This window comes from Algicella marina (assembly GCF_009931615.1).
In the GTDB taxonomy this organism is placed as follows: Bacteria; Pseudomonadota; Alphaproteobacteria; order Rhodobacterales; family Rhodobacteraceae; genus Algicella; species Algicella marina.
Genome location: NZ_CP046620.1, coordinates 713,261 through 729,050, shown reverse-complemented (window position 1 = coordinate 729,050; position 15,790 = coordinate 713,261). Strand labels below are relative to the sequence as shown.

Genomic DNA, 15,790 nt, shown 5'->3' with positions numbered 1-15,790 from the left:
TTAAGGTTCCGGTAACATCGTCGCTCTACCATCGGTCGTTTTCGGACAGGGAAAGGCCCATGCGGGAAAGTGCGGGATCAGCCCGACCTTCGACCGGTCACCCGCGGCGCAGCCTCACACCTGCCTCGCCCGTCCGTCATGCACGTAGGCTGGCCATAGCCTATTTCGCGCTCACCGCCGGGATGCTTTGCGTCCTTGCCCTCGCCGTGATCTTGGCGTCCGGCATGACCCGGCGCATCGTCGAGGCGGAACATGCTGCCGACCTTGCCGACAGCCAGGCCATACTCGTCCGTCACATTGCCGATCTCGTCAGCCTGCCCGGCGACAGAACCGTGAGCGCGCCCCATGGCTTACGCAACATTGTCGACAGTTTTGAGCGGGCCCACCGGCAACTTGGCCGCCATGCCACCCTCACCCCCGGCCTTCACCGTCATTTCTTTACCGCCGAGGACGGTGAAACGCTCGAGTTCGCCGGGCGAAGGCTGGTCACCGATGCCCGCACACGGCTGCGCGGCGGCGGCCCGGCGCCGGACCGCCTCGCCGCGGCTACCAATGGCCAGTTCACGGCCAAGTTGGAGCAACTCGCCAACGCCTTCCGGGACGAAGCCGCGCAAACATCTCAACGCCGGCAAACACTGGCCCACGTCACTCCTCTGGCCATCGGTCTGATGCTGATGTGCCAGACCTTCATGGTGTTTCGCCCCGGCCACCGGCTCCTGCGCAGCACTTTTCGTGCCCTCAGCGATGCGCGCGCCGACCTCGCCGAAACCAGCAGCACGCTATACGCCCGCGACGACGATCTTCGCCACCGCAACATCCTCATCGAGAGCAAGCGCGCCCGCCTCGAACGCGCCCTCCGGCAGAGTGAGCGGCTGCGCCGTGAACAGGCCGAATTCACCTACGCTGTCAGCCACGACCTCAAATCCCCGGCCAACAGCATTCAGCTTCTCCTCAGCGAGATCATGCACGAACCCGACACGCTCCCCGAAGATGTCCGCGAAATGCTGACCATGGCGCTCACATCCGTCCAACAGATGCACGATCTCATCGAGGATGTTCTCGCCTACTCCTGGGCAACGGGTGACCGCGAGCGCCCTGTGGCCATCGACATGCGCGCCTGCATCGAAGCGGCGGTGGACAGCCAGAACACCACCATTACCCGCACCGGCGCCACCGTCACCATCGGGCCCTGCTGTGTCCACACTGGGTTTCCATCGCAGCTGGGCCGCCTCGTCCATGACCTCCTCGGCAATGCGCTGAAATTTCAGCCCGCATCAGGCAAGCCGGTGATCGGCATTCGCTGCCAGCCAGGCGCAGAGCCGCAAACGGTCGTCCTGACGGTCGAGGACAACGGCATAGGCATCGAACCGGAAGACCAGCGCCGAATCTTCGGTCTCTTCCAGCGCCTGCACTTGCGAGAGAGCTTCCCCGGCTCGGGTCTCGGCCTCGCCATCTGCGACCGCATCGCCCACAATCACGGCGGATTCATCACCGTCCAGTCGACCCCCGGCACAGGCAGCACCTTCACCGTCCACCTCGGCCCGCCCCAGTCTGCCATCCTTCCGGATGCCGCCTGAAGGCTGAGGGTACCGGCCCGCGAAGGCGTCCATTCTCCACGATAACCAAAACAAATCGTGCCTTCGTGCATCGGTATTTGCGTCGTCGCGCCATGCCTGCGACAGTTTGTCAAATCAGCAGGAGACCCAAATGGCACCGCTCGACCTCCCAGGCGTCTGGAAACAGGGCCAAGGCAAAGGCAAACACAAACCGAAGGGCCGCCCGTTCTTCGATGAGGCACTGGCGGAAATCCAGTCTCTCCTCGGCGACGCGCCCCGCCGCAGCGATCTGCTGATCGAATTCCTGCACCTGATCCAGGACAAGCACGGTCATCTCTCCGCCGCCCACCTTCGCGCTCTGGCAGAAGAGATGCGCCTGTCGCAGGCGGAAGTCTACGAGGTCGCGACCTTCTATGCCCATTTCGACGTTGTGAAGGAAGGCGAAACCCCGCCGCCCGCCCTCACCATCCGCGTCTGCGACAGTCTATCGTGCGAGATGGCTGGCGCCCAGCAACTCAAGGCCGCGCTCGAAGACGGGCTGGACCCATCGGCAGTGCGCGTGCTCCGCGCCCCCTGCATGGGCCGCTGCGATACCGCGCCGGTGCTGGAAATCGGCCACAACCACATCGATCACGCGACACCGGAAAAGGTGCAGGCGGCGATCACGAACGCCGACACCCACACCCATATCCCCGATTACGAGACTTTCGCCCGGCATGGCGACTACACGACGTTGAAGAATCTGCGCGAAAACGGTGATTGGGAAGCGCTGCAGGAGCAAATACTCACCTCCGGCCTCCGCGGCCTCGGCGGCGCCGGCTTCCCGTCAGGCAAGAAATGGGGCTTCGTCCGCGCCAACCCCGGCCCGCGCTACCTTGCCGTCAACGGCGACGAAGGAGAGCCGGGCACGTTCAAGGATCGCTACTACCTCGAACGCACCCCGCACGTATTCCTCGAAGGTATGCTGATCGCCGCCTGGGCGGTGGAGGCCGAGAAAGCCTTCATCTACATGCGCGACGAATACCCCGCCGTACTGGAAATCCTCCGTCGCGAAATCGCGGCGATCGAGGAAGCCGGTATCGTACCCAAAGGCTATATAGACCTGCGCCGTGGCGCCGGCGCCTACATCTGCGGCGAAGAAAGCGCGATGATCGAAAGCATCGAGGGCAAACGCGGCCTCCCCCGCCACCGCCCGCCCTTCGTGGCCCAGGTAGGCATCTTCGACCGGCCGACGCTCGTCCACAACATCGAGACACTCTACTGGGTCCGCAAGGTCGCAGCCGAAGGCCCCGAAGTTCTTTCCTCCACGGAAAAGAATGGCCGCAAGGGTCTGCGCTCCTACTCCGTCTCCGGGCGGGTGAACAATCCCGGCGTCCACCTTCTGCCGGCCGGCTCGACGATCACGGACATCATCGAGGCCTGCGGCGGCATGCTGGACGGCCACACATTCAAGGCATACCAGCCCGGCGGCCCGTCCTCCGGCCTGCTGCCTGCCAGCATGAACGACATCCCGCTGGACTTCGACACGCTCCAGCCGCACGGCACCTTCATCGGCTCCGCGGCCGTGGTGGTGCTGTCGGACAAGGACAGCGCCCGGGATGCCGCCCTGAACATGCTGAAGTTCTTCGAGGATGAGTCCTGTGGGCAATGCACTCCCTGTCGCACGGGCTGCGAGAAGGCCGTCAAGCTGATGAGCCAGGATCGTTGGGACCAACCCCTCCTCGAAGACCTTTGCCAGGTCATGGCCGACGCCTCGATCTGCGGCCTCGGACAGGCCGCCCCGAACCCGATCCGCCTGACGATGAAGCATTTCGGGGATGAACTCTGATGTGCCGCAACCACTGGAACCGAGGGGCCAGCCCCTTGCACGCCCCGGGTTATCTCCGCGCAGAAAACGGAAATGACCCTTGCCACTTCCGGCACATAGTCCCGCCGGAGGCACTCCTCCGCCAGCCAAGCACGCCAACGCCAGCAAACACAGACCGGAGACGATCATGTTAGACGGAACAGCCCCGAAACTCGTCACCTTCACCCTCAACGGCGTGGAGACGACCGGCGTGGAAGGCACCACGATCTGGGATGCAGCGCATGGCACCGGGTTGAAGATCCCGCATCTCTGCCACAAGCCCGCACCCGGCTACAAACCTGACGGCAACTGCCGCGCCTGCATGGTCGAGGTCGAAGGCGAACGCACGCTCGTCGCTTCCTGCATCCGCGAGATTGCCGACGGCATGGTCGTGAACACCGCCACGGACCGGGCCGAGAAGGCCCGCAACATGGTCATGGAACTGCTCGTCACCGACCAGCCGGAGCGCGAGGTCGCGCATGACAAATCGGCCCATTTCTGGGACATGGCGGACATGAACGGCGTCAGCGAAAGCCGGTTCCCGCGCAAGGACCCCGCGGTCGTGCCGCTGCTCGACAATTCTCATGTCGCCATGCGCGTCAATCTGGATGCCTGCATCCAGTGCAATCTCTGCGTCCGCGCCTGCCGCGATGTGCAGGTCAACGATGTCATCGGCCTCTCGGGCCGTGGCGCCACCAGCCAGATCACATTCGACCTCGACGACCCGATGGGCGACAGCACCTGCGTCGCCTGTGGCGAATGCGTGCAGGCCTGCCCCACCGGCGCCCTGATGGAGGCCGCCGCCGTCGACGAGGAAACCCAGATCGGCGACAGCAAGGCCTATGATCGCGAAGTCCGGTCCGTCTGCCCGTATTGCGGCGTCGGCTGCCAGCTGTCCTTCAAGATCAAGGACGAGAAGATCGCCTGGGTCGATGGTGTCGATGGCCCCGCCAACGAAAACCGGCTCTGCGTCAAGGGCCGCTTCGGCTTCGACTACATCAACCACCCCCACCGCCTGACGGTGCCGCTGATCCGCCGCGATGACGCGCCCGACAAGGGCCTGAACGTCGATCCATCCAACCCGTGGACCCATTTCCGCGAGGCCACGTGGGAGGAAGCGCTCGACAGGGCTGCCGGCGGCCTCGCCGATCTGCGCAGCTACTACGGCGGTCAGTCCGTCGCCGGCTTCGGCTCGGCCAAGTGTTCCAACGAGGAAGCCTATCTCTTCCAGAAGCTCATCCGCCAGGGCTTCAAGCACAACAACGTCGACCACTGCACCCGGCTCTGCCACGCCTCTTCCGTGGCCGCGCTGATGGAGAATGTCGGCTCCGGGGCCGTGACCGCGACCTTCAACGAAATCGAGAACGCCGATCTCGCCATCGTCATCGGCTCCAACCCGACGGAGAACCACCCCGTCGCCGCCACCTATTTCAAGCAATTCGTCAAGCGCGGCGGAGAGCTGATCGTGATGGACCCGCGCGGCATGGGCCTGAAGCGTCACGCCACCCACATGCTCCAGTTCCGGCCGGGCACCGACGTGGCGATGCTCAACGCCATCATGCACGTCATCGTCGAGGAGAAGCTCTACGACCGCAACTACATCGAGGGCTTCACCGAAGGCTTCTTCGAGTTCCGCGACCACATCCGCGCCTTCCCACCGGAGCGGATGGCCGATCTCTGCGGCATCGACGCCGAGACGCTGCGAACCGTTGCCCGCAAGTTCGCCAGCGCCCGCGGCGCGATGATCTTCTGGGGCATGGGCGTCTCCCAGCACATCCACGGCACGGACAATGCCCGCTGCCTGATCTCGCTGGCCCTGCTCTGCGGCCAGATCGGCCGCCCCGGCTCCGGTCTGCACCCGCTGCGTGGCCAGAACAACGTGCAGGGCGCATCCGACGCGGGCCTCATCCCCCAGGTGCTGCCCGATTACCAGTCCGTCGCCGATCCGGAGGTGCGCGAACTCTTCCGCCATATCTGGCAGGGCACCGAGATCCAGGAGAAGCCGGGCCTGACGGTCGTGGAGATCATCGACGCCATGTATCGCGGCGAAATCAAGGGCATGTATGTCATGGGCGAGAACCCGGCGATGTCCGACCCCGATGTCGAACACGCCCGCCAGGCTTTGGCCTCGCTCGATCATCTCGTCGTGCAGGACATCTTCCTGACGGAAACGGCCAACTTCGCCGATGTCATCCTGCCCTCCTCCGCATGGCCGGAGAAAACCGGCACGGTGACCAACACCAACCGGCAGGTGCAGATGGGCCGCAAGGCCGTCGACGCCCCCGGCGAGGCGCGGGAGGATTGGGAGATCACCGTCGAACTTGCCCGTCGCCTCGGGCTGGACTGGGATTACGACACGCCGCGCATGGTCTTCAACGAGATGAAGATGAGCATGCGCAGCCTCCACCACATCACCTGGAACCGGCTCGAGAACGAGAACGCGATCACCTATCCGTGTAACTCCAACGACGATCCGGGCCAGGCAGTCGTGTTCGGCGATGGCTTTCCCCGCCGCGCCGGCCGGGCCAAGTTCACTCCGGCCCGCGTCACCTCGCCCGCCGAGGTACCGGACGAGAAGTTCCCGATGATCCTGACGACGGGGCGGATGCTGGAGCACTGGCACACCGGCTCCATGACCCGCCGCGCCGGCACGCTCGACGCGCTGGAACCGGAGGCGACGGCCGCCCTGCACCCCGGCACCCTGAAGATGCTCGGTGTCGAGGCGGGAGAGATGATCACGGTGGAGACGCGCCGCGGCCAGATCACCCTCGCCGCGCGGGCGGACAGGGCCATCGCCAAGGACATGGTCTTCATCCCCTTCGCCTTCGTCGAGGCCGCGGCCAACACGCTGACCAACCCGCAGCTCGACCCGTTCGGCAAGATCCCCGAGTTCAAGTTCTCGGCCTGCCGGGTGATCGTCGGCGAACAACAGATCGCGGCGGAGTAAGATTGCGGCCTGAAGGGCCGACACCGACAAAAATCGAAAGGCGCGCCCCAACCCGGCGCGCCTTTTGCCCTTGAACTTTCCGTAAATCGTAGCGTGGCTTTCAACCACCATCCCGGCCTACCCCGTCGCAAGCCGCGCCAGCGCCGACCCGCGGATAGGCGCACGCACCGTCCGATCACCGCACTTTATTCTCGCCCAATCTCTGGACATCCAACCAACGCGCCAACATCCGCCAAAAGCGCTGCCCCAATGGGGCGAGTCGGCGTGGGCGCGGCGGCCTGCGGCCTCTATTCCGCGCCGGTTGCGGCCGGGGTTGCGCTTTTGATCCGGTCCGTCGGAGAGGCTGGCCCCCACCGCCCCGCGCGCACGGCCAACCTCACCCCAACTCCCGCCCCCGGTCCCGTGCAGCTTCCGCCGCCTCGTTTACCAACCGCTCCAGCGCGCCCGTCTCGCGCAGCACCGCCAGTGCCGCCGCCGTCGTTCCGCCCGGGCTCGTCACCTGTTCACGCAGCACGCCCGGCGCCTCGCCCGCCTCGCGCGCCAGTGCCCCTGCCCCGGCCACCGTCTGCCGGGCCAACTGCAAGGCAAGCTCCGGCGCCAGCCCCAGTTTCTCACCGGCCGATGCGAGGCACTCGATGAAGTGGAACACGTAGGCCGGGCCGGAGCCGCTGATCGCCGTCACCGCGTCCATCAGCCCCTCGTCCTCGATCCACGCCGTCTCGCCCACCACGCCCGTCAGCCGCTCCACCAGCGCCCGCAAGGTGTCATCCGCGCCTTCGGCATAGCCCACGCTCATCCCCTGCCCGATGGCAGCAGGCGTGTTCGGCATCACCCGCACGATCGGCCGCTCACCCACCAGCCCCCGCAGCCGCGCCACGCCGACGCCGGCGGCGACACTCATCACCGCGCCGGGAAACTCCGCGTAAGGCGGGGCGACCTTGTCCATCACCTGCGGTTTCACCGCCAGCACGATCATGTCCGTCTCCCGAGGCACCTCCGCCACATCGGCGTACACTTCCGCGCCCACGGCCGCCGCCCGATCCCGCAGGGCCTCCGTCGGGTCCACGACCATCAGCCGCAGGCCACCATCCTTTGCCCAGCCCTTCAACATTGCAAAGCCCATGTTGCCCGCGCCGACTAGCAGTACCGTCGCCATCGTCTCAGCCCTCCCCGTCTTCCGCGCGCCCCATAAGCGCCACGGCGGACACGCCCAGATCACCGGTGGCGAAGACGTTGCCATGATGCAGTTGCGCCTTGTCGCTCGGGTCGGGCTTGGCGGCTGCCAGGATCTCCGGCGCAAACTCCTCGGCATTGTCCACCGGCTCGTAGCCAAGGAACTTCGCCCCCTCGTTGCTCACCGGGCAGCGCGAGTTGGCCGAGACGCCGTAGACGACCGAACAGCCGACAATCGGGCAATCCAGCGACTTCTCCACCAGTTGCACAAGATCGCGCGGGCTCAGCCACACGCCGAGGCTGCGCTCGTTGTTCGGCTGGGCGCAGGAATAGATCCGCAGCATCACGCTCTCGATCCCCCGCTTCTCCCAGTACAGCCGTCCGAGGTTCTCGGCGAAACACTTGGAAAGCCCGTAGAAACTGTCCGGATAATGCGGCGTGTCCACACCGATCCGCTGCGTACGCGGGTACATGCCCACCGCATGGATGGACGAGGCATAGATCACCCGCCTGATCCCGTGCTGATGCGCCGCTTCCCAGACATTGCGCGCGCCGACGAAGTTCGGCCCCCAAATCTCGTCCCACGGCGCCTCATCGGCAATCGCGCCGAAATGCAGCACCACGTCCGCTCCGGCCAACGCCGCATGCACCGCGTCATAGTCATCCAGTTCGGCCTGCCGGAACTCCTCGTTTGCCCGCAACCCTTCCGGCGACACCCGGTCGGTCAGGATCACCTTGTCCGCCCGTTTCGCCAGCGCCTCGCGCAGATATCCACCCAGCCGTCCCGCGGCCCCCGTCAGCGCTATCACCGTCACGGTCAGTCTCCCTTGTACATCTTCACCAGGTTGTCGGCGCCCCGCGCCACGAGGTTCAAATCACTGCCGCAGGCGGTGAATGTAAACCCCCTGTCCACGCATTCCCGCACCCGGTCCGGCACGGCGATCAGCGTTCCCACCGGCACGCCCATCGCCAGCACCCTGTCGGCGGCGGCGAAGATTTCATCCCAGACAGCCTGATGGTTCAGATCACCGATCCGCCCGAGGCTGGCTGCAATGTCCGCCGGGCCGAAAAATACGCCGTCCACGCCGTCCACCGCTGCGATTTCCTCGATACGCGCCATTGCCTCTCGCGTTTCCACCTGCACCAGCACGCACACCTCCGCATTGGCCCGCCCGTGATACCCTGCATCGCGCCCGTAGCGGTTGCCGCGCTGGGACATGCTCACCCCGCGCACCCCCTCCGGCGGATAGCGCGTCGCCGCCACCGCCGCGGCCGCTTCCTCGGGCGTCTGCACCATCGGAAACAGCAGCGTCTCCGCGCCCATGTCCAGCAACCTCTTCACCAGCACCGTGTCGTTCCACCACGGCCGCACCACCGCCGGGCAGCCAGCCTGTCCGGCATGCAATTGCGCCAGCACCGTCTGTTCGCTGTTGGCCGCATGCTCCATGTCCAGCAGCACCCAGTCCATGCCGGAATCGGCCACTGCATCGGCAACCACCGGGCTGCACAGGCTCAGCCAGAGCCCCAGTTGCGCCTCGCCCGCCTTCAGTCGTGCCTTGAACCTGTTGTGCTGAACCATCGCCGCCTCCCCTGTTTGCGCGTCAGGCTTTCCTGCACTGCACCGCCTGTCAAGCGCATCCCGGGCTTGATCACCCGCGCCGTTGCTTTACCAAGGGCAAAAACGCGAGGGAGCGATATGACAAAGCCAGACGTACTGATCACCGGCAGCTATCCGGAATGGGACATGCAGCCGATGCAGGAAGCCTTCACCGTGCACGAACTTGCCGCCGATGCCAGCGCCACTTCCCTGCCCCGTGATGTGGCAGACAAGATCACCGCGCTGGCAATGAAGGGCCACGCCCCGATAGACGGCGCCTACATGGATGCGCTGCCCAACCTGAAGATGATTGCCAACTTCGGCGTCGGCTACGATGCGATTGACGTTGAAGCGGCCGACGCCCGCGGCATCGCCGTCACCAACACCCCCGATGTCCTCTCCGATGATGTCGCCGACCTCGCCGTCGCCATGCTGATCGCCCAGGCCCGCGACATGATGGGCGCCGAGGCCTGGGTCCGCAGCGGCAACTGGGGTACGCAGGGCGCCTATCCACTGAAGCAGAAGGTTTCGGGCAGCCGCATCGGCATCATCGGCCTTGGCCGCATCGGCCATGAAATTGCCTCCCGCCTTGCCGCCTTCAAGTGCGAGATCGGCTATTCATCCCGGTCGCGGAAAGAAACACCCGGCTGGCAGTATTTCGACGATCACGTCGCCCTCGCCGACTGGGCCGATCACGTTGTCATCGCTCTCGCCGGCGGCCCTGGAACCGCCGGGCTGGTGTCGAAACAGGTGATCGAGGCCATCGGTCCCCGCGGCATTCTCGTCAACATCTCACGGGGGTCCACAGTCGATGAGCCCGCGCTGCTCGACGCCCTGGAATCCGGCCGTCTTGGCGGCGCCGGCCTCGACGTCTTTGAGAATGAGCCGAAAATAGACCCGCGCTTCCTGAAGCTGAAGAACGCAGTTCTTCAGCCGCACCAAGCCTCGGCCACGGCTGAAACCCGGCAGGACATGGGCGCACTGCAGCGCGAGAACCTGCTGTCATTCTACGCGAAAAAACCGCTGCAAACACCTGTTAACAAAACAGGAAAATCCTACCCGCGGTAAATTAGCTCCGCATCATCGCCGGCGAAGTCCTCGGCCATCCGTCGCAGCTTTTCATGGTCGGGCGATTTGATGCACACCGGGTCGGTGGCATTCGGATCGCCCGCAATCGCCATCGCCTGGCAGCGGCAACCGCCGAAATCCACCGCCTTGCGCTCGCAACTCGAACACGGCTCCTGCATCCAGTCGTCGCCGCGATAGGCATTGAAGGCGGCGCCCTCGTACCAGATTTCCCGCAGCGACTTTTCGGCGATATTGTCAAACGTGAGATGCGGAATGCTCTCCGCCGCGTGGCATGGCAGAACTTTACCCTCCGGGTTGATGTTCAGCCCGGTGGAACCCCAGCCGCCCATGCAGCGCTTGGGATAGTCGGAATGATAGTCAGCCGGCACGTAGTCGATCACCAGCACACCCTCCAGCCGCTTCCGGGCCTCGCCGACGATTTTCGTTGCCTCCGCCGCCTGCGCGCGCGTCGGCATCATCGCACCGCGGTTCTTCAAGGCCCAGCCATGGAACTGCACCGTGGCCACCTCGATCCGCCGCGCGCCCATCTCCACCGCCATCTCCAGCGCCCGCGGCAACTGGTGCAGGTTCTGCCGGTGCAGCACGGCGTTCAGCGTCAGCGGAAAACCGATTTCGCCGATCCACTCCGCCACCTGCATCTTCCGTGCGAACCCGCCCCGATAGCCGCCGATATGGTCTGCCATCTCCGCGTCCGTGCCCTGCAACGAAAGCTGGACATGGTCCAGCCCCGCCGCGTCCAGTTCCCGCAATCGCCGCTCCGTCAGCCCGATGCCGGAAGTGATGAGGTTGGTATAAAGCGCCGCCGTCCGCGCGGCCTCCACCAGTTCCACGAGGTCGCGCCGGCTGGCAGGCTCACCGCCCGAAAGATGAAGTTGCAGAACGCCAAGGTCGGCGGCCTGCCGGAACGCATCCACCCAGGTCGCCGTATCCAGCTCCTGCTCCTTCTTCGCCAACTCAAGCGGGTTGGAACAGTAGGGGCAGGACAATGGGCAGCGATGCGTCAGTTCCGCCAGCATCGCAATGGGGGGCCGAACGGTCATGGCGCCAGCTCCAGGAAACGCCGGTTGAGAAGCCCCTGAAGGAACTGCGCGCTGTCCTTGGCGATCTGTTCGCGCGGCGCCGCGTATTTTTCCGCCAGCCCGCTCACGACCTCGCCATAACTCCGCGCCCCATCGATCTCGCTCAGCACCGCGTGGCCCACCGCATCCAGCGCCACCGCCCGCTCCGGCGCCAGCAGCACCCACTTCTCCCGCACCCGGTCGAAATGCAGCCGAACCCCGCGCGGCAGGTAGGGAATGGCCTTCTCCGCGATCATGAGGCCTCCGCCGAAATCAGCAGCCCCTGCCCCGGCCGCCATGCCCCGGGCGGGATGCGCGCAGGCTCGACATAGGCCGACCACAGCGCATCGAGCTGCGACCACAGCACATCCGTCTTGAACGTCAACGCCGCCGCCGCCGCATCCTGCTTCTCGGCCGTGTCCGCGTGGTCCAGCACGTATTGCAGCCCGAAAGCCACATCCTTCGGCGCTTCACCCAGCCGGTTGCGAAAATAGGAGAGCGAGCTGTCATCCGCAAAATCGTAGTGTTGCAAAAGCCCCTCGATCCGCTGTGCATGAATCTTCGGCGCGAACAGCTCCGTCAGCGAGGCGGCAATCGCCTCCAGCAGCGTCTCATCCCGCACGAAGCGCACATAGGCATCGACGGCAAAGCGGGTGGCAGGCATCACTCCCTCGCCGCTGGCCACGTAATCAGGGTCCAGCCCCACGGCTTCCGCCAGCCGCAGCCAGCGCCGGATGCCACCCTCGTTGCCTTCGCGCCCGTCGTGATCCTCGATCCGGCTCCGCCATGCCCGGCGCAGGGCGGGGTCCGTCACCCGGCTCATGAATGCCGCGTCCTTCATCGGGATGCGGCTTTGGTAATACCAGCGGTTCACCACCCATGCCCGCACCTCGTCCGGCGAACACTGCCCACCGTGCAACCGCGCATGAAACGGGTGCTTGTCGTGGTAGCGATCCGCCCCGATCTGCCGCAGTCGTGCCTCGAATTCCTCACGTGTCGCCGTCATAGGCTCATCTCCATCCCGTCCTGCCCGATCACCCAGCCCGCCGCCTCGGCCTCGCGCCGCTCGGGCGCGCCGGGACGCAGCACCGGGTTCGTGTTGTTCATGTGCACAAACACCTTGCGCCCCACATCCAGCCCCGCGAAAGCAACCATCGTACCATCGGCTCCGCTGATCGACATATGCCCCATCCGCTTGCCCGTCTTCTGGCTCAGGCCCGCGCGCACCATCTCGTCATCGGCCCAGAGCGTTCCGTCGAAGAACACCGCGTCCGCGCCGCGCACCCGCTCTTCCAAGCTTGAAGGAAAGGCCGCACAGCCCGGAATGTAATAGACTTTTTGCCCGCCAGCCTGCATCTCCACGCCCACCGTCTGCTCGCCCTCAAGGTCCGTCTGAACCTCCTCACCCTCCAGATAAAGCGGCACCTTTCCCGGCACGGAGAAGAGACTGCACTCCAGCCCCGGAACCAGTTCGAACGTCTCGCCGAGGCGGATGGCCCGCCGGGCAACCACATCCTCGCGCAGCGCGTCGAACACCGTGTTCTGGCCGATGAAATCGAGAATCTCCGAAGTTGAGTACAAATCGAAAGCCTGCATCTCGCGCAGCGTCAGCAAGCCCGCGATATGGTCGATATCACCATTGGTAATCAGCACCGATTTCAGCGGCAAATTCCGCAGACCTGTAGGATGCAACACCGGCGCATCTGCCATCTGGGTCCGGATGTCGGGCGAGGCGTTGAGGATCGCCCAATCCGTGCCATTGGCACTGACGGCGAGGGAGGATTGTGATTGTGCAGGTATCTCCCCCCGCCGCGCGGCATTGCAATTAGCGCAACCGCAATTCCATTGGGGCAGCCCGCCACCGGCGGCTGCCCCAAGTATTCTTGCGCGGAAATTCATTGGTATCTCCGCGCAGCCGTATCAGAACAGTACGCCGTGATCGTCGCCGTCCGGACCGTACATGTTGATTTCCATACCGCATTCGATTTCGCGGATTTCCGGTTTCGTCCAAGCCATGTGGAATCTCCTCTCCTAGGTTTATATCGTGGTCTTCAGCATGCGCCTGCACCCCGCACCCGTCAAAACAGATGTTCTAAGAAAAAATAAAAGCCAAACACTTTCAGAGTGTTACGACTTCCCACCGTCCAGCAGCTGTAACACGAAACCACGGTTGCGCACCGTCTGGATCTCGAAACCGAAATCCGTCATCGGCGCCAGCTTTCTGCGCAGGTAGCCCACGTAGACGTCGACCACGTTCTCCGAACTCGTGCCCTCGCCCGCCCAAACCATTTCGAACAACTCCCAGCGGGAAAGGACCTGCCCCGCCCGCCCGTGCAGCGCTTCGAACAGCGCGAATTCCCTTTCCGTCAGCACGGCCTCACGCGGGCCGTGGCGCACCGTGCGCCCGGCCCGGTCCAGCACCAGCGCCGGCCGCGAAACCCGTCGCTCCTGAACCTTCAGCCGCGCCACCAGTTCATCGAAAGAGAACGGCTTGACGATATAGTCGTCCGCCCCGGCCTCCAGCCCCTCGGCCCGGTCCTCGACCTCCGCCAGCGCGCTCAACATGAGGATCGGCCCGGCAAAGCCCGCAGCCCTGGCCCGCCGTGTCAGATCCAGCCCGCTTTCACTTCCCAGCATCACGTCGAAAATTGCGGCTTTCGGCGGCTGCGCCTTCAGCACGTCCAGCGCCGGCGCGATCCGGTGCTCCGCCAGCACATCATATCCATGCCGCGCCAGGCCCCGCGCCAGCGCCGAGGTGATCTCGGGATCGTCATCCACGATCAATATCGTATCGCTCATGCCCGCACGCTATCCCCGGCCCGTGGAAACACCAGCGATACCATCGTCCCGGTGCCGTCCTCCAGCGGCGAGGTGATGGCAATCGTCCCGCCCTGCCGCTCCACCACCCATTTTGCCAGCGACAGCCCGATCCCGAACCCGGCGGAGCGGCCAACGCCCTCGCCTTGGGCGAACCGTTCAAACACCGCGCTGACATCGGCAATCCCCGGTCCCCGGTCAATTACGTCCAGTCGCACGCGTCCGCCATCCGCACGCACCCGCAGCACCGCCTCCGCGGTTCCGGCAGCATGGCGGCAGGTGTTCTGCAACAAGCCGGTCACCACCTGCCGCAGCCAGTTCGCATCGCCGGTCACGTCCGGCACCTCTCCGCCTTCAACCCGCGCCACGATTCCCGCGGCGGACAGCTCGGCAGCGCACTCAGCTACCGCATCCGAGGCCACGTCGCCAAGGTCCACCCGCCCTGCCTCCAGCGCGATCTCCCCCGTCTCCGACCGCGCCACGCGCAACAGGTCGTCAATCCGCCGCGACAGGCGCACCGCCCGGTTATGAATGACCTTCAGGCTGTCGCCCGCATCTTCCGGCTGGGCCTCGCCCAGTTCCGCCTCCATCCGGATCACCGTCAGCGGCGTGCGCAACTCATGGCTCACATCCGCAAAGAATCTTCGCCTGTCCCTGTCTGTCCGCTCCAGCGCCGCGTTCGCCGCCTGCAACTCCGCCGTCCGCTCATCGATGATTGAATTCAGCCGCGCCCAGTCGGCATCCACCGCCGCCTTCCGCGCGGCCAGGGCAGATGCCATCCGGTTGGTTTCGGCAAACACCTGCCCGATCTCGTCGCGGCCCGTTTCCGGCAGCGCGACCGCAAAATTCTCCCGTGCGATCTCCCGCGACGCCTGGCGCAACAGGTCCAGCCGCCGCATCGCCGGACGGATCAACCCGAGCCAGACACCGGCCAGCAGCAGCAGCGTCACCGCACCGACGCCCAGCGCTGCGCGGCTCTGCGCCGTTCGCGTCGAACTGATCGACGCCAGAATCTGGTCCCGCGTCCGCCGTTCCTGCGCGATTGCACCGTTGAGCATCGGGTCGAAAGCCCGCAGGAACTCGTTGACGGCACCCTGCACCGCCTCTGGCGCCTGCGCGCCTTCCAGTTCCACAAGCGACCGGTTCAGCAGCGCCTCCATCCGCGCGACGTTCAGGCTCAGCGTCGCCCGCCGGCTCTGCTCATCCAGCCCCAGGTCCACCGCCTCCTCCACCGCATCGGCCAGATCGGCGCGGATGCGTCCGAATGTCTCCTCGATCTGGTCGGACAGGATGCCCATCCGGTAATCCCGCAACTCGGCATCAACACCCGACTGGAACGCCTCCACGGCGATCACCAGGAAACCGGTGACCTGTGTCGACAACAGCGAATAGCGCTCGATCCGTCGCTCGGACCGCAACGCCGCATCCAGCCTGTCGGAAATCGCCGCCGCGCCCGTTACGGTCAGCATTCCAGCCAGCACGGCTATCAGCCCGATCAAGGCTGATGCGATGCCGATGCGAAAGCTCAGCCGCGGCCAAAGCCCGCGCCAGCCGCCCTCCGATGTCCGCGCCTGATCCAAGACCGCCCTCCCGTTGCCGTGGCGACGAAACTGACCGCAGACACCCCGGCCCGGTCAAGCCCGTCCTTCGTCGTGGCCGTGAGACAGGTAATCAAAACCACTACCTGCGGGGTAAGAAAAACGATTA

The 15,790-nt window shown here is 65.3% G+C and carries 14 protein-coding genes; 4 read left to right on the top strand and 10 right to left on the bottom strand.

Annotated features, from left to right (window positions below):
• Positions 1–59: 59 nt before the first annotated feature.
• The 3 genes from GO499_RS03610 (at position 60) to fdhF (ending at position 6,349) form a co-directional block, all read left to right on the top strand.
• Positions 60–1,577, top strand: a complete 1,518-nt coding sequence (locus tag GO499_RS03610) for a sensor histidine kinase (RefSeq protein ID WP_161860907.1) — start codon at positions 60–62, stop codon at positions 1,575–1,577.
• A 130-nt stretch (positions 1,578–1,707) separates the two neighbouring features.
• Positions 1,708–3,384: an NAD(P)H-dependent oxidoreductase subunit E gene (locus tag GO499_RS03605; RefSeq protein ID WP_161860906.1), complete on the top strand. Its 1,677-nt coding sequence runs from the start codon at positions 1,708–1,710 to the stop codon at positions 3,382–3,384.
• A gap of 166 nt (positions 3,385–3,550) precedes the next feature.
• The gene (gene fdhF, locus GO499_RS03600) at positions 3,551–6,349 is read left to right on the top strand and encodes a formate dehydrogenase subunit alpha (RefSeq protein WP_161860905.1); all 2,799 of its coding nucleotides are present in this window, start codon (positions 3,551–3,553) and stop codon (positions 6,347–6,349) included.
• 376 nt (positions 6,350–6,725) lie between these two features.
• Here the strand turns inward: fdhF and proC are convergent, their stop codons facing one another.
• From proC to GO499_RS03585, 3 genes are read right to left on the bottom strand one after another with little or no spacing between them, the layout of a single operon-like run.
• The gene (gene proC / locus GO499_RS03595; RefSeq protein ID WP_284154880.1) at positions 6,726–7,505 is read right to left on the bottom strand and encodes a pyrroline-5-carboxylate reductase; all 780 of its coding nucleotides are present in this window, start codon (positions 7,503–7,505) and stop codon (positions 6,726–6,728) included.
• 4 nt (positions 7,506–7,509) lie between these two features.
• Complete coding sequence (locus GO499_RS03590; protein WP_161860903.1) at positions 7,510–8,337, bottom strand: NAD-dependent epimerase/dehydratase family protein; 828 nt, start codon at positions 8,335–8,337, stop codon at positions 7,510–7,512.
• A 2-nt stretch (positions 8,338–8,339) separates the two neighbouring features.
• Entirely contained in the window at positions 8,340–9,101 is a 762-nt protein-coding gene (locus GO499_RS03585; RefSeq protein ID WP_161860902.1) for an HpcH/HpaI aldolase family protein, read from the bottom strand.
• 117 nt (positions 9,102–9,218) lie between these two features.
• On the opposite strand from GO499_RS03585, the gene GO499_RS03580 reads away from it, so the two are divergent.
• Entirely contained in the window at positions 9,219–10,187 is a 969-nt protein-coding gene (locus GO499_RS03580) for a 2-hydroxyacid dehydrogenase (RefSeq protein WP_161860901.1), read from the top strand.
• Here the strand turns inward: GO499_RS03580 and pqqE are convergent.
• From pqqE to GO499_RS03545, 7 genes are all read right to left on the bottom strand, one after another.
• Positions 10,175–11,248, bottom strand: a complete 1,074-nt coding sequence (gene pqqE, locus GO499_RS03575; protein WP_161860900.1) for a pyrroloquinoline quinone biosynthesis protein PqqE — start codon at positions 11,246–11,248, stop codon at positions 10,175–10,177. The two genes, GO499_RS03580 and pqqE, sit on opposite strands and share 13 nt — an antisense overlap.
• A complete protein-coding gene (gene pqqD / locus GO499_RS03570; RefSeq protein WP_161860899.1) occupies positions 11,245–11,523 on the bottom strand; it encodes a pyrroloquinoline quinone biosynthesis peptide chaperone PqqD in 279 nt (92 codons plus the stop codon). The genes pqqE and pqqD overlap by 4 nt, the downstream gene beginning before the upstream one ends.
• Positions 11,520–12,272, bottom strand: a complete 753-nt coding sequence (gene pqqC / locus GO499_RS03565; RefSeq protein ID WP_161860898.1) for a pyrroloquinoline-quinone synthase PqqC — start codon at positions 12,270–12,272, stop codon at positions 11,520–11,522. The genes pqqD and pqqC overlap by 4 nt, the downstream gene beginning before the upstream one ends.
• Positions 12,269–13,165, bottom strand: a complete 897-nt coding sequence (pqqB, locus tag GO499_RS03560; RefSeq protein ID WP_161860897.1) for a pyrroloquinoline quinone biosynthesis protein PqqB — start codon at positions 13,163–13,165, stop codon at positions 12,269–12,271. The genes pqqC and pqqB overlap by 4 nt, the downstream gene beginning before the upstream one ends.
• A 21-nt stretch (positions 13,166–13,186) precedes the next feature.
• Positions 13,187–13,282: a pyrroloquinoline quinone precursor peptide PqqA gene (gene pqqA / locus GO499_RS03555; RefSeq protein ID WP_161860896.1), complete on the bottom strand. Its 96-nt coding sequence runs from the start codon at positions 13,280–13,282 to the stop codon at positions 13,187–13,189.
• A 111-nt stretch (positions 13,283–13,393) separates the two neighbouring features.
• On the bottom strand, positions 13,394–14,065 hold the full coding sequence (locus tag GO499_RS03550) for a response regulator transcription factor (RefSeq protein WP_161860895.1): 672 nt from the start codon (positions 14,063–14,065) through the stop codon (positions 13,394–13,396).
• Positions 14,062–15,663, bottom strand: coding sequence for a sensor histidine kinase (locus GO499_RS03545; protein WP_284154879.1), 1,602 nt, complete (start codon positions 15,661–15,663; stop codon positions 14,062–14,064). The genes GO499_RS03550 and GO499_RS03545 overlap by 4 nt, the downstream gene beginning before the upstream one ends.
• Positions 15,664–15,790: the final 127 nt, after the last annotated feature.